The 14,014-nt window shown below is 72.9% G+C and carries 9 protein-coding genes; 3 read left to right on the top strand and 6 right to left on the bottom strand.

Going from position 1 to position 14,014, the window contains the following annotated elements; genetic code table 11:
- Positions 1 to 131: 131 nt before the first annotated feature.
- Positions 132 to 1,289: a zinc-dependent alcohol dehydrogenase gene (locus tag WME76_RS03050; protein ID WP_437958717.1), complete on the bottom strand. Its 1,158-nt coding sequence runs from the start codon at positions 1,287 to 1,289 to the stop codon at positions 132 to 134.
- Positions 1,290 to 1,669: 380 nt separating this feature from the next.
- Here WME76_RS03050 and WME76_RS03045 point away from each other — a divergent pair, with 380 nt between their 5' ends.
- Both WME76_RS03045 and WME76_RS03040 read left to right on the top strand, forming a co-directional pair.
- Entirely contained in the window at positions 1,670 to 2,557 is an 888-nt protein-coding gene (locus WME76_RS03045) for a DUF58 domain-containing protein (protein ID WP_437958716.1), read from the top strand.
- A gap of 1 nt (position 2,558) precedes the next feature.
- Entirely contained in the window at positions 2,559 to 4,661 is a 2,103-nt protein-coding gene (locus WME76_RS03040) for a BatA domain-containing protein (RefSeq protein WP_437958715.1), read from the top strand.
- Between the two features lie 123 nt (positions 4,662 to 4,784).
- On the opposite strand, the gene WME76_RS03035 is transcribed toward WME76_RS03040, so the two are convergent.
- The 3 genes from WME76_RS03035 to WME76_RS03025 all read right to left on the bottom strand — a co-directional run bounded on the left by WME76_RS03035 (position 4,785) and on the right by WME76_RS03025 (position 7,115).
- Positions 4,785 to 5,300 (bottom strand): hypothetical protein, encoded by a 516-nt coding sequence (locus tag WME76_RS03035; protein ID WP_437958714.1) that lies wholly within the window; start codon positions 5,298 to 5,300, stop codon positions 4,785 to 4,787.
- An 8-nt stretch (positions 5,301 to 5,308) separates the two neighbouring features.
- Positions 5,309 to 5,902, bottom strand: coding sequence for a Uma2 family endonuclease (locus WME76_RS03030; RefSeq protein ID WP_437958713.1), 594 nt, complete (start codon positions 5,900 to 5,902; stop codon positions 5,309 to 5,311).
- Between the two features lie 67 nt (positions 5,903 to 5,969).
- Positions 5,970 to 7,115, bottom strand: coding sequence for a serine/threonine-protein kinase (locus WME76_RS03025; protein WP_437958712.1), 1,146 nt, complete (start codon positions 7,113 to 7,115; stop codon positions 5,970 to 5,972).
- Positions 7,116 to 7,454: 339 nt separating this feature from the next.
- Between WME76_RS03025 and WME76_RS03020 the strand changes: the two genes are divergently transcribed.
- Positions 7,455 to 10,631 (top strand): VWA domain-containing protein, encoded by a 3,177-nt coding sequence (locus WME76_RS03020; protein WP_437958711.1) that lies wholly within the window; start codon positions 7,455 to 7,457, stop codon positions 10,629 to 10,631.
- A 353-nt stretch (positions 10,632 to 10,984) separates the two neighbouring features.
- On the opposite strand, the gene WME76_RS03015 is transcribed toward WME76_RS03020, so the two are convergent.
- Both WME76_RS03015 and WME76_RS03010 read right to left on the bottom strand, forming a co-directional pair.
- Complete coding sequence (locus tag WME76_RS03015) at positions 10,985 to 12,193, bottom strand: vWA domain-containing protein (RefSeq protein WP_437958710.1); 1,209 nt, start codon at positions 12,191 to 12,193, stop codon at positions 10,985 to 10,987.
- Positions 12,194 to 12,553: 360 nt separating this feature from the next.
- Complete coding sequence (locus WME76_RS03010) at positions 12,554 to 13,945, bottom strand: styrene monooxygenase/indole monooxygenase family protein (RefSeq protein ID WP_437958709.1); 1,392 nt, start codon at positions 13,943 to 13,945, stop codon at positions 12,554 to 12,556.
- Positions 13,946 to 14,014 lie beyond the last annotated feature (69 nt).

The following is a 14,014-nucleotide window of genomic DNA, read 5'->3' as shown; positions in this document are numbered from 1 at the left end:
TACCCGGAAGGAAGCTGTGTGTTTTCGATGACTTACAACGCAGCGTCGCGGGGCGCCCCTGACGCCGGTGTCAGCCGGCGCGCGCTGTCGAGCGTGGCCGAGCGCGCGCCGGGCGATCGGAGGGCGGGGCGTCAGGGTTGGAGGACGACCTTGACGCAGTCTTCGAGCTTCTTGTTGAAGACCTCGTAGCCGTGCGGAGCGCGCGAGAGCGGGAGACGGTGGCTGATGATGTCGTCCGCCCGGAGGTGGCCGTCCTGGATGTGCTTGAGGATCTGATCGATGTAGTTCTGCGCCGGAGCCTGGCCGGCCCGCATCCTGAGGCCCTTGTCGAAGAACTGGCCCAGCGGGAAGTTGTCGTATGGCACGCCGTAGACGCCCACGACCGGCACGACGCCGCCCCGGCGCACGGCGCTGAAGGCGAGCTTGAGCGCCGATATCGTCCCGACCTGGCCATGGATGACGTTGGCGGCCTTCTCGAGGACGGTGCGGTGCGCCTCCATCCCGACAGCGTCGACGCACACGTCGGCGCCGCGCCCGTCCGTCATCGAGCGGATCGCCTCGACGGCGTTCACCTGGTCGACGTTGATCGTCTCGGCCTGGGCGACGTCGCGGGCCTTCTTCAGGCGGTACTCCTCCCGGTCGACGCCGATGACGCGCCCCGCGCCGCGGAGCCAGGCGATCTTCATGGTCGCGAGGCCGACCGGCCCACAGCCGAACACCGCCACCGTCTCTCCGCCCTTGAGCTCGGCCCACTCGATCGCCGTCCACCCGGTGGGGAGGATGTCGGTCGCGAAGAGGACCTGCTCGTCGGTGAGCCCGTCGGGCACCTTCCGCGGCCCGACGTCGGCGTAGGGGACGCGCACGAGCTCGGCCTGGCCGCCGTTGTAGCCGCCGTAGAGGTCCGTGTACCCGAAGAGGGCGGCGCCCTTGCTCTCGATCACGCCGCCCTCGGGGCCGTAGTGCTTGGGGTTCGAGCGCTCGCAGTGGACGGGGAACTCCGCCTGACAGAAGAAGCAATGCCCGCACGCGATCGGGAACGGGACGACCACCCGGTCGCCCTTCTTCAGCTTCGTGACCTGCGGGCCGACCTCCTCGACGATGCCCATGAACTCGTGGCCGAGCACCATCGGCCGCGGCTGGGGGAAGAAGCCGTTGTAGATATGGAGATCGGAGCCGCAGATCGCGGTCGCGGTGACACGCACGATGGCGTCGGTGGGCTCTTCAATCCTGGGATCCGGAACGTTATCGACGCGGACGTCGGAAGGTTTGTGGAAAACAAGGGCCTTCACGATACCTCCTCTTCAGGTGAAACATCGGTATCGGGCGATCGACGGCTCTACCCGGTCGAGCCCACTCACGAACTGCTGGACCGCTGCGCCGGTCGCATAAAGCGAGCCATGGAGGAAGCTGCGCCCGTGGACGGAAAATGAACGGCGGCAGCGAAAGCGGATGTGGCGCGGTGCCCCAGGGTGGCGGTTTGTCTCGGAGTCGCACGGCAGCGGCGAGCCGAGCCGGTCCGCCGCTCGTTCACGGCCTCTCGGGCCGCACTCCACCCGTCCGCCGCTCGTCTCTGCCCGTCCGCCGCCGTCTCTGCCCGTCTCGCGCGCGAGCGGCCCTCCCCCGCGACCCCGCTGGCACCGCCGGCCACAACGATGTCTACTCCTCCCCGATGCTCCCCTCCTCTCCCGAGCCGCTCCTCGGCGCGAGCTTCGTCCGCGAGCTCGAGGTCCTGCGGCGGCGGCTCGAGATCCGCGCCCGGTCCGGCGGGACCGGCGAGCACCTCGCGCGGCGCCGCGGCGGGTCGGCCGAGTTCAAGGAGCACCGGGCCTACGCGCCCGGCGACGACATGCGGCGCATCGACTGGGCCGCCTACGCGCGCACCGGCGAGCCGGTGCTCAAGCTGTTCCGCGCCGAGGAGGACGTCATCGCCCGGATCGTCTGCGACGCGTCGGCGTCCCTCGATTTCGGCGAGCCCACGAAGCTCGACGCCGCCCGGCGGCTCGCGGCCGCGATCGGCTACATGACGCTCGCGCGCTCCGAGCGCGCGCAGCTCTTCGTGGCGGGCGACGGCATCGCCCGCGAGCACGCGCCGGTGCGCGGGCGCGCCGGGCTCGCCGCGCTGCTCCGCGCCCTCGACGGCGTGAGGGCGTCCGGCGGGACCCACCTCGCGCGGGCGATCGACGCCGTCGTGCGGCAGAGCGCCCGGCCCGGCATGCTGTGCGTGCTCTCCGATTTCTTCGACCCGGGCCCCGTCACCGCCGCGCTCGGGCGCGCGGCGCAGGCGGGCCACGACGTCGCCGTCGTCCAGGTCGTCGCCGCCGAGGAGCTCGCGCCGAGCTTCGAGGGCGACCTGACGCTGGAGGACGCCGAGACGGGGGCGCTCGTCGACGTGACCATGGACGCCGCGGCCCTCGCCGCGTACGCCGCGCGCCTCGCCGGCCTGTGCGAGGCGCTGCGCGCCTGGGCGCGCCGGCACCGGGCGACGTACGTGCGCGCGCGGAGCGACGAGCCGCTCGAGGGCGCCGTCCGCCGCTTCGTCTCGAGGAGCGTCGACTGAGGTGGCCGCGCCGCTCGCACAGGCCTCGGCGGGCTCTCCGCTCTCGCTGCTCGCCCCCGGCGGCCTGTGGCTGCTCGCGCTGCTCGGCCCGCTCGTCCTCCTCTACATCCTCAAGATCAAGCGGAGCCGCCGCCGCGTCCCCTCGACGTGGCTCTGGGCCGCGGCGCAGCGCGACCTCATGGCGCGCGCGCCCTTCCGCAGGCTCATCGCCCAGCTCCCGCTCGTCCTGCAGGTGCTCGCGATCGCGCTGCTCGCGCTCGCCCTCGCCCGCCCCGCCTCGCGCGGGCGCGCGTTCACCGGCGACCACGTGGCGATCATCCTGGACACGAGCGCCTCGATGTCCGCGGCCGCGCGGTCGCCGTCCGGCGAGGCGACCACGCGCATCGAGCTCGGAAAGCGGCTCGCCAGGGATCTCCTCTCGGGCCTCACGCCGGGCAGCGACGCGCTGATCCTGGAGGCGGGGCGCGACGCGCGCCTCGTCGCGGCGCTCGATCGTGATCTCGTCCGGCTCAAGGCGGCGGTGGACACCGTCGCCGCGCGCGAGGTCGAGGGCGACCTCGGGGCCGCGGTGGCGCTCGCGGTCGACCGGCTCCGGCAGCTCGGCGGCGCCCGCCGGATCGTCGTGATCACCGACGGCAACCTGGCCCGCCCCGCCGCGCTGCGCGGGGTGTCGCTCCCGCTCGAGGTCATCACCGTCGGCGCCCCGGTGGACAACGCCGCCATCGTCCGCGTCGACGTGCGCTCCGGGAGCGGCTCAGCGAGCGCGAGCGGCGCGAGCGGCGCGGACGCTCCGCGGCCCGACGATCGCGAGGAGGTGCAGGCCTTCCTCGTGGTCGCGAACCTCGGGGCGCAGCCGCGCGATCTCTACGTGACGATGCGGCAGGACAACGCCTCCGACGTGCTCAGCTCTCGGCGCGTGCTGGTGAAGCCGGGCGAGCGCCTGCCCGTTGTGCTCACGTTCCGCCCGTCCCCCGGCGACTACCGCAAGGGGCTGCTCTTCGAGCTCTCACCGCGGGACGCGATGCCGATCGACGACGTCGCGTACGGCCGCGTGCCGGCGGGCGACAGGCTCCCGGTGTTCCTCGCGTCGGGCGGCGGGGGCGAGGCGGGGCCGGGTCAGGGCGGCGCCGGCAAGCCCGGGCTCGTCGCCCCGAGCGGGCCGGCGGGGGCGACGACCTCCAGCGGCTCTCCGTGGCTCGCGCGGGCGCTCGCGTCGGACCCGATGACCTCGGTGACGTCGGGCTCGCTCGCGGAGCTCCTCGGCGCGCCCGCGCTCGATCCCGACACGTTCGTGGTGGTCGACGGCGCGTGCCCGCCCGACGTGCCGGGCGGCGACCTGCTCCTCGTGAACCCGCCGCCCGGGCGCTGCTTCGGCACGGTCGTCGGCCCGACGATCGTTCGGCCCACGCTCACGTCGTGGGACACGGCCGATCCGCGGCTGCGCTTCCTCACGCTCGACGGCGTGCACCTGCGCGCCGCCTCGTCGCTCGCGCCCGAGTCCGCGACGAGGGCGCTGATCCGCGCCCAGGAGGGCACGGTGGCGACCGACATCTCCACCGCCTCGCGGACCGGCACGCTGCTCGGCTTCGACGTGGGCGAGAGCGACTGGCCGCTCAAGGCGTCCTTCGTGCTCTTCGTGCGCAACCTGCTCGAGCAGGCGCGCGCCCACCGCGCGAACGGCATCACCGGCCCCGCGCGCACCGGCGAGCCGCTGCGCGTGAGCGTCCCCGCGACCGCGCGCGATCTCCAGGCCATCGGCCCTGCCGGCGAGCGGCTCGACGTCGCGCAGCGCGGCGGCGTCGCCGTGATCGCCGAGACGCCGCGCGCCGGCTTCTACCGCCTCTCCTGGCAGGGGCCGCAGGCCGGCTCCGTCCTGGTGCCGGCCAACCTGACGAGCGTCGCCGAGAGCGACCTCACGCCGAGGCCGCTCGTCGCCGAGGGCGGCGGCGAGGTCGCCGTCTCGAGCGCGTCGAGCGAGCCGGACGCCCACACCGAGTGGACCTGGCTGCTCGCGCTCGCGGCGCTCGCCTTCGTTGTGTTCGACGTCTGGTATTTCACGCGCGTGCCCCGGCGGCTGCAGGGCCACGACAGCCCTGCCGCCTAGCGCCTCGGGTCAGACACCCTGCCTGGGCTCAGCCTCACCAGAGAGGAGACATTTCAACGCAGCGGCGCAAAGGCGCATGGGGACTCGCTCCCCGGCCCGACGCCCCGCGGCAGCGCCAGGATCCTACACGATCACGCTGGCTGATATGGTCTTCGTCTCGATATCGACCCACAACCGAGATCTTCGAGCTTCGAGCTCCTTCGCGTAGAAGATCTTCGGGTAGAGCTGACCGTTGAGCATCACCCCTTGTTTGCAGGTGGCCGCGATCGCCGCCTTCGTTGCGGCGAACAACCTGGCCACGTGGGTCTCCTTGGCCAGAGGGCGAATGGTGACCTGCTCGAGATCCTCACCGCGCTGACGCGCACCGGCGAACTCGAGCAGATCGGCGGCCTCACGGTCGACGAAGCTCCAGTCCTGCTCGCTCGCGGGCGCCTTCCGCAGCGCCAGATACGCCAGCTCGTAGCCGCCGCTCAGGTACTCGTCAGCCGCGAGAGGGGTTGCTTCGACGACGGAGAGCGCCGCGCCGTGATGAGCGGTCTCGAAACGCTGGAGCACGAGGCGCGCCTTGTGGGGACGAGCGACGTCGGCGATCATCTGAAAGAGCATCGCTGTCGGAACAAACGCCTCTATCCTGGCCATGCGGTGTTCTAGGCCTCCTCGTCCTCGTCGAGCCCCTCCCACCACTCGGCCAGGTCGATCTCCACGTCCTCGAACGGCGCCGCGCGCACCTGCTCGTCTCGACCGTGGAGCCCCAGCTCGATCCACCGCCCGTTCTCGAGCTGGCTGACCAGCAGCGTCCGCCGGGCGGGATCCACGTACCAGAGGTGAGGCACGCCGATCTCGGCATAGAAGCGGCGCTTGACGAGGTTGTCGTAGCCCGCGGTGCGCGGCGAGAGGATCTCGCAGGCCCAGTCGGGGACCAGGTTGATCGGCTCCCTGGACCGCGGCGGCCTCGGCATGCGATCCCGGCGCCAGCCGGCGACGTCGGGCGAGATCTCGGGCGCGCGATCGAGCTGAATTCCCGGTTCGGAGAGAATCCACCATCCGCCAGGGCCGCCCCTGCCCCGCTGAAAGGGGTTCTTGAGGTCGGCCGTGATCAGGTCCTCGATGTTCGCGTGAACGAAGCGCGGACGAGGAAAGGCGTACAGCGTGCCGTCGATGATCTCGCCCCGCCAGTCGGACGGAAGCTCGTCGAGGTCGGCGAGCGTGGCGGGCTGGACGACCTTCTCGGCGAGGTTCATGCGCGACCTGTCGCGAGCATACCCCGCGGCGGCCGCGACGGCTGGGGTCCCGGGCGCCCCCCTGCCCTCAGTGGCAGGCCGCCTGCTCACCCGCCGGCCGGACCCGGTTCAGCCGGTGCCCCCGCCGACGCGACGACCAGCGGCGGCTTGGCCGGCCCCGCTCTTCCACCCATGAAAGGCGTGGCGTTACGCCACAGTTGGCCGGCACACAGACCTCCTCGCAGGGGATCCACTCTCCCTGGAGCGACACCCCGCGCGCGTCCTCGCGGACGCCCCGCGACCAGAGCCACGCGGCGAGCGCCTCGCCGAGCTCGCGCAGGCTCGACCAGCGCGCCGTCGGCTCCTTCTGCAGCCCGCGCTCCAGGATCGCCCAGAGATCCGCGTCGAGGTTGCACGTGTCGACCAGCGACGGCACCGCGTCCTGCAGGACCGCCCGCAGGCCGTCCAGCGCGTTCCTCGACGAGAACGGGGGACGGCCCGACAGGAGCTCGTACAGCATCGCGCAGAACGACCAGACGTCGGCCCGGCGATCGACGGTGGGCGCCGCGAGCGCCTGCTCCGGCGGCATGTAGTCCGGGGTCCCGAAGACCTCGAAGCTCGCCGACGCCGGGCTCTCCTCGCGCTCGGAAAGGAGCTTGGCGACGCCGAAATCGATGATCTTCGGCTGCATCCGGCCGCCGGCGCGGCGGACCAGCATCACGTTGTCCGGCTTGAGATCGCGGTGGACGACCCCCTTGTCGTGCGCGGCGTGCATCGCGCCCGCCACCGGCAGGAGCAGCGCGATCGCCCGCTCCGGCGTCATCCATCCCTCGCGCGCCAGCACGCTCCGCAGCGACTCGCCCTCGATGAGCTCCATCACCAGGTACGGATCGCCCGCGGCGGTCTCGCCGAGGTCGAACACCCGCACGATCTCCCCGTGGTTCATCCGGCCCGCGGCCCGCGCCTCGCGCTGGAAGTACTCCACGAGCTCCGGCGACCGCAGCTCGGGCCGCATCAGCTTGATCGCGACCGTCGACTCGACCGCGACGTTCGTCGCGACCCAGACCGTGCCCATCGCCCCCTCGCCGATCTTGCGGAGCAGCCGGTACTTGCCCGCGATGAGATCACCCTCCTGGTAGTGCACGCTACAGGGCGACTCGCCGAACCCCTCGCCGAGGTCCCATGAGCTGTCGTCCGTGCTGCTCCAGGCGTCCGTGGTCTCGATGCGCGACATGATCTCTCCTGCCCCCTGCCACGCGGCCCCGCCGCGGTCGTGACCGGTTCGTGAACAGTGGGAAGCAGACGGCGTGCCATCCCTGGCAAAACTGGAAAGCTTTCCAGGAACGGCCGAAATGCCGCATGAAACACGCAAGACACCGACAGCGGCGCCGCACGGTTGCCCCGATGGGGCAGTCGGCCACACCCCGCCGAAGCGGCGTGCCCCGACGCGCCCCAAAGGTGGTTTACTGCGGCACCCCCGCATGCGGATCGAACGGAGGCCTTCCTGATCCCGGCGGCCGCGCTGCGCGCCCTGCCCTTTGCCGCCACGGCGGCCGGCGCGCTCGCCTTCGCCGTGCTGCTGCGCCTCGCCCTCCGCCGCGGCGCGCTCCGCCGCCCGATCCTGCTCGCGTGGATGCTCGCGGGCGCGCTGCCGGCGCTCCACGTCGGCCTGGTCTGGTGCGGCCTGCTGCCGGACGTCTACCTGCGGCTCGCGCGCCCCTGGGGCGCCGTGCTCGCGCTGGGCGCGACGTCGTTCGTCGCGCTCCGGTACCTCGCGCTCTCGCTCGCGTCGCCGCGCGTCCGCGCGCAGGGGGCGTGGCGCGCGCGGCTCGGCGATCTCCTCGCCCCCTTCGCCGCGTTCGCCGCGGCCATGGCCGTGGCCGGGCCGGAGATCGGCCGGCCACTCGATCGGCTCACCGTCCTGGTCGCCGTCGATCGCAGCCGCTCCATCGATCTCGTCCCGAACGCCGACAAGCGCGTCGCGCACGAGCTCTCCATCGCCGAGCTCGGCATGCGCGACGACGACCGGATCGCCACGATCGCGTTCGCCGCCGGCGCGGCCACCGAGGACCCGCCGCGCCCGCGATCGCAGCTCCCGGCCCCGCAGCGGGTCGCGCTCGGCCGCGACGGGACGGACCTCGCCGCGGGCATCCGGCGCGCGCTCGCCGAGGTGCCGCCCGACTCCGCGGCGCGCGTCGTGCTCGTCACCGACGGCGTCGCGACCCGCGGCGACACGATGGCCGCGGCCGCGGCCGCCGTGGCGGCCGGCCTCCCGGTCGACGTGATCCCGCTGGAGCAGCGGGCGGTCCCCGACATCCGCGTGGTCGCCCTTCGCGCGCCCGCGCGGGCCGACGAGGGCGAGGCGCTCGACCTGCGGCTCGTCACGTCGTCGCCGTCGCCGGCCGAGGTCGAGATCCGCCTCCGCCGCGACGGCGAGCTCATCGCCCGCGCCGACGCCTCGATCGCCGCGGGCGAGGACGTGCTGCGCATCCGCGAGAAGGCGCCGGGACCGGGGCTGCACCGCTACGACGTCGAGATCACCGCGAAGGATCCGCGGCTCGACGAGGCCGCCGAGGACAACGCGGCGAGCGCGTTCCTGCGCGTCCGCGGCGCCGCCGCGGCGCTCGTGCTGGAGGGCGACGCCGGGCAGGGCGCCTTCGTCGCGCGGGCGCTCGAGGGCGGCGCGTTCCGGGTGGCCGAGGGCGGCCTCGACCGCGTCCCCGCCGACCTCGGGGGGCTCGCGGGCTACGACGTCGTGGTGCTCAGCGACATCCGCGCCTCGGATCTCTCGCCGGGGCAGATCGACGCGCTCGCGAGCTACGTCCGCGACCTCGGCGGCGGCCTCGTCCTGATGGGCGGCGACCGGAGCATGGGGCCCGGCGGCTACGCGCGGACGCCGATCGAGGAGGTCTCGCCCGTCTCGTTCGATCTGAAGCAGGAGCGCCGTCGGGGGAGCCTGGCCGAGGTGATCGGCATCGACATCTCCGGCTCCATGGCGGCGAGCGCCGGCGCCCACACGAAGCTCGAGCTCGCCAACGAGGCCGCCGCCCGGTCGGCGGCGCTGCTCGGCCCCGGCGACCGGCTCGGCGTCGCGCACGTCGACACGGCGGTGCGGTGGAGCGTGCCGCTCGGGCCGGTCGTGGACAACGCCGCGATCGACAGGGCGATCCGCGCGGTGGGCCCGGGCGGCGGCGGCATCTACGTCGACATCACGCTCGAGGCGGCCTACCGCGCGCTCGACCAGGACGCCTCGAACCTGAAGCACGTGCTGCTCTTCGCCGACGGCTCGGACGCGGAGAACATGGGCCCTTGCCGCGCGATGGTGGAGGCGGCGGTGCGCCGCGGGATCACGACGAGCGTCGTGGCGCTCGGCCAGGGCAGCGACGTACCGGAGCTCGAGACGCTGTCGCGCCTGGGCAACGGCCGCTTCTACCTGGTCGAGGACGCCACGCGCCTACCGGCGGTGTTCACGCAGGAGACGATCCTCGCGGCGAGGAGCGCGCTCGTGGAGGAGCCGTTCCACGTCGCGCTGGGCGCGCCCTCGTCGATCACGGCCGGCGTGCCGTTCGGCGAGGCGCCGCCGCTCGCGGGGTACGTGGTGACGATCCCGAAGAGCCGGGCGACCGTGCTGCTGTCGGGGCCGGAGGGCGATCCGGTGCTCGCGGTGTGGTCGGCCGGGCTCGGCCGGGCCGCGGCGTTCACGAGCGATCTGAAGGGCCGCTGGGGCGCGGCGTGGACGCGGTGGCCCGGCGCGGCGCGGATGATCGCGCAGGCCGCGCGCGACGTGACGCGCAAGGCCGAGGATCCGCGGGTGCGCCTCGAGGCGGACGCGTCGGGCGGCGAGCTGTCGGTGCGCGCGAGCGTTGTCGGCGACGACGGGCGGGCGCAGTCGTTCCGCCGGCTGGTGGTGCACGTCGCGGGGCCGGACGGCTTCGCGCGCGAGCTGCCGCTCGAGGCGACGGGCGCGGGGTCGTACACGGCGACGCTGCCGCTGTCGCGGCCGGGGACGTATGTCGCGGTGGCCCGGGACGAGCTCACGGGCGAGGCCGTCGGGACCACGGGCGCGGCGATGACGGCCGGCGAGGAGCTGCGCCCGACGGGCAGCGATCTGTCGCTGCTCGGGCGGATCGCGGAGTTCACCGGGGGCAAGCGGCGCGACACGCTCGCGGGCATCTTCGAGGACCGGGCGTCGCGGCGCTTCGCGTACCGGGACGCGACGCCCCCGCTCGTGCTCTTCGCCGCGCTCGCGCTGCTGCTCGCCGTGGCGGCGCGGCGCCTCGCGCTGCCCGAGGCTGCGGCGGCGTGGGCCGCGCGCGCGGCGGAGCGGCTGCGGGCGCGCCGGTGGGGCGCTGCGGCCGAGGCGGCCGGCGCGGGAGCGACGGTGGGGGCGCTGCTGTCGGCGAGGGAGCGCGGGCGCGAGCGGCGCGGGAGCGCGCCGGAGAGGCCGGGGACGCAGGTCGAGGGGCGCGGCGAGCGCGATGGGCCTGGCGAGCGCGGGCCGGCCTTGGCGGCGCCTCCCGGGAGGCCGGCGCCGCCGGCGTGGACGCCGCCGCCCCCGGAGGCGGCGCAGCCGGCGTGGACGGCGGAGCAGGCGGCCGCGCGACCGGATCAGCGCGGAGCGGCCGGAGCGCCGGAGGCGGGGCGGAGCGCGCGCGGGACGGCGGCTCCGGGAGCCCACGAGCCCGCGCGCGCGGAGCGGCCGCTCACCGCCGCCGAGAAGATCCTGGCGAGGCGCCGCGGTCGCCTGTGACATGGCCAGTCGGCCATCGTGAGCGCGCTCGACGGTGCGCGAGGAGCGGCGGTATCCGCAAGGCGCCGTCGATCCGCGCCGCGTCGCCCGACTTCATCCCCGGTTCATGAGAGAGAGGGAACCACAGAGGCACAGAGGGAGAGAGAGAGAAAAAAATCTCTTCCTCTCTCCTTCTCTCCCTCTGTGCCCTCTGTGCCCCTGTGGTTCAAATTCTTCCCATCATGCCCCCAGGAACGAGCTTGGCATCCGGCAGGGCGCCGACGTTCGCGGTCGAGCGCTCGCCGGCGCGAGAGGAGCGCGTGGCCAGCGAGGGCCGCTATTGACGTACCTCGCTGGCCAGGGAGCGCCGCCGATCACAGCGGGACTTCGATCACGTCCTCGCAGGTGAACTCGACGCTCAGCGACGCCGCGGGGTCGGCTTGCACCGTGGCGCACGCGCTGGCGCAGAGCTCGATCGACGTCGGATTCGCGGGGTCGTCGTAGCGCCATGCGCTCTCGACCGCGCAGTCCTGATCATACAGGAGGTTCGTCGGGGTGTTGCCCGTGCCGCTCGTGTACGTCACGTTGACCTTCTGCTTGTCGAACGTCCTGCCATCGGGCGCCGACGGGATCGCGATCGTGCACGAGATCGCGGTCCCGCGGATCTGGTCGATGGCCGCCTTGAACGTGGCCGTGGTCTGCGCCGGGTCGCCGGTGTCGATGATGAACGCCTCGCCCGTGCCGCCCGCCTCGGCGATGTCCTGCAGGTTCTCGACGTTCTCCGGCGCGTCCGGCACCGGCGGGTTCGCGACGCCGACCACGTAGGTCGCGATGCCGTTCTCGCGCGCCGCCCGGACATGCCGCACGACCGCCTCGATCGAGTCCGACCCCTCGCAGAGCTGCGGGTAGCCGTCGGTCACGAGCACGACCGCGTATTTCCCGGGGCTCTGCTGTCGCTCTTCCTCGATGAAGCCGACCGTGCCTTCCACCACGAACGCCGTCGGCGTGCCCATGCGCCAGTCGTCATCGCGCCTCGGCGTGACGTCATCGATCGCCTCGCCGAACGCCTGCGAGGGCAGCGACGTCATCGGGACATCCGGGCTCTCGTACGTGCCGGCCCTGCACATCCGCCGCCGATCGGGGCCGGGGAAGAACGTGAGCGACGCCATGAGCCCGGTGGACCCGGGATCCGAGAAGAACTGCTTCGTGGCGGCGACGACGGGATCCCACTTGAGCGCCTTGTCGTGCCACTCCTCGTTGTTCGCGCCCATGCTGCCCGACACGTCGAACGCAAAGGCAAGATACACCTGTTGAAGACCGGTCTGCGCAGACTGCGCGGCGCACGCCTGCCCTGCGCCCGTCGAGCCGACAGCGCCGCTGCCTGAGCCGGAGTTCCCGCCCGGGCCAGCGCCGGCGCCCACCCCGAAGTCGCCGGTGCTCGCCGAGCCGGTCGGCGAGCCGCCGCTCTGCGAGCTACCGCCGCCCGAGCTACCGCCGCCGTCGCTGCTGTTCGAGGCACCTCCGCACGCAGCGCCGGCCAGAGCCACCATCGACAAAGCAATGGTCATCGTAAGCAATCGCATGGTCCAACTCCTCTTAAGCACGTGCCAGCGCCGTCGACGGCGCTGTAGCAACTAGAAGCGAGGAGGCCTCCGGAGACGGCACCCTGCCGGACCACATCGTGAAACTCCGGGACCAGTGTGGAGTATAACCGAGAACGCTGCACCGTGCGTGACAACTGCATGAAAAAGAGATCGCGACGATCACAGCGCAAGATATTCATGCGCGTGCAACGCGCCTGTGTGCTCGTGTGACCGAGGGTCTCACACAGAAGGGTGATGGGAGCTCAGCGCGCGTTCCGTGAGCGTGAGGCCGTGAGCGTGAGGCGCGCCGCCGTGTTGCACATCCGGCGGCGAGCCGAAGGATGGAAGGTCTTATCGGTGCTACGCGAGCGCTCCCCCGGCGTGCGCCTGCGCTCCCGGGTGCCCGGGCGACAGCCCGAGGCGCTGCCGCACCTGCGCGAGGCCGACGCCGACGCCCCCCGCGGCGAGCGCGAGCGGCCACGGGCGGCCTGTCTTCTGCCCGATGAACGCGCGCACCCGCCCCACGTCCTCGAGGATCGGCGTCAGCTGGGCCGGGTCGGCGAAGTTGTTCACGAACGCGTTCGCGAGCGCCTGTTGCCTGCTCGTGTTGTCCGCCCGCCCGTCGCTGCCGTATTGCGCGAAGAGGAGGTGAAACACGCCGGCCGAGGCCGCGAGGAGGAGGTTGTTGAACCTGTCCGTGGGCCCGCCGTGGCGGGCATAGAAGCGATCGAAGGTGCGCGTCATCCATCCGGCGTCGAAGGGGCCGTCGCCGTGCTGCGCGACGCACTCGACCAGGTTGCGCACCATCTTGTTGCCGCTGTTGGCGCCCTGGCCGCCGATCGGATCGAGCGAGAGCGCCGTGTCGCCGAGCGGCGTCACGATCCGGCCGGAGGGCAGCCTTCCGACGGGCTTGCGCACCGCCGGGACGACGCGCCCCACCTGCCATCCATGCCTGTCCGACAGCTCGGCTGACCTGAACCATTCATGGTCCCAGGGGATGAACTCCTTCACCAGCCGCTTCGTGATCGCGACGGCCTCCTCCCCCGTCTTGACGCCCTGGAACCGGTCCAGCGGCCCTCCGGGGATCGCCTCGATGATACAGTTCCAGCTCGGTCCCACGTCCTTGTGGTGGTAGGGCACCCAGAACGCCTCCCCGACGCCCGCGAACAGGTTGAACTTGACCGGGAGCAGCGGGACGCCGTCGAACCCGAGCTTCGGGCCGGTCACGCAGACCATGGCGAGGTTGCGCTGCGCGTCGGTGTGGACGCTGCGCGCCGGGTCGCGCTCGAACAGGCTGCACAGGTCGCCTCGCCCTGCAGCGACGATGGTGAGGTCGTTCTCCGCCGCGATCTGGTCGAGCCGCGCGACCGAGACGGGCTCGATGGCGATCTTGCCGCCGCGCGCCTCGAGCTCGAGCATCCACCGGTGGCTCTGGAGCCGGAGATCGATCGCCATGAACGGGCGCTCCAGGCGGCCCGCCAGCGTCAGGAGGCGGTTGCCCGGGGCGGCGCACGCGGTGAGCTGGGCGCCCTCGCCCCTGGGCGCGGCGTCCTCCCAGAAGGCCAGGCCGAGCTCGCGCTCGAACGCGAGGGCCATGTCGAACCGGGCGGCGGTGCCGGTCGGCTTCGACTCATTCAGCCACTGCTCGGGCGTGCGATCCGAGTAGAGCGTCACGTCATGGCCGGCCTTCACCAGGCCGTGCGCCGCGAGCAGGCCAGCCTGTCCGGACCCCACGATAGCTATCTTCCGCATAGGACACCCCCAGGTTGCGTTCGTCCGCGTTCGCCTCACGACGACGCGCGCCGAGCCGTCCAAGTCGCT

This window comes from Sorangium sp. So ce119 (assembly GCF_051524405.1).
In the GTDB taxonomy this organism is placed as follows: domain Bacteria; phylum Myxococcota_A; class Polyangia; order Polyangiales; family Polyangiaceae; genus Sorangium; species Sorangium cellulosum_G.
Note: the sequence above shows the minus strand (reverse complement) of the source record. Positions and strands in the feature narration are given on the sequence as shown.

Bases quoted from the DNA above. Each gene is read 5' to 3' on its own strand.
- WME76_RS03045 (WP_437958716.1), top strand. From the start codon at position 1,670: ATGCTCCCCTCCTCTCCCGAGCCGCTCCTCGGCGCGAGCTTCGTCCGC.
- WME76_RS03035 (WP_437958714.1), bottom strand. From the start codon at position 5,300: ATGGCCAGGATAGAGGCGTTTGTTCCGACAGCGATGCTCTTTCAGATG.
- WME76_RS03030 (WP_437958713.1), bottom strand. From the start codon at position 5,902: ATGAACCTCGCCGAGAAGGTCGTCCAGCCCGCCACGCTCGCCGACCTC.
- WME76_RS03025 (WP_437958712.1), bottom strand. From the start codon at position 7,115: ATGTCGCGCATCGAGACCACGGACGCCTGGAGCAGCACGGACGACAGC.
- WME76_RS03015 (WP_437958710.1), bottom strand. From the start codon at position 12,193: ATGCGATTGCTTACGATGACCATTGCTTTGTCGATGGTGGCTCTGGCC.
- WME76_RS03010 (WP_437958709.1), bottom strand. From the start codon at position 13,945: ATGCGGAAGATAGCTATCGTGGGGTCCGGACAGGCTGGCCTGCTCGCG.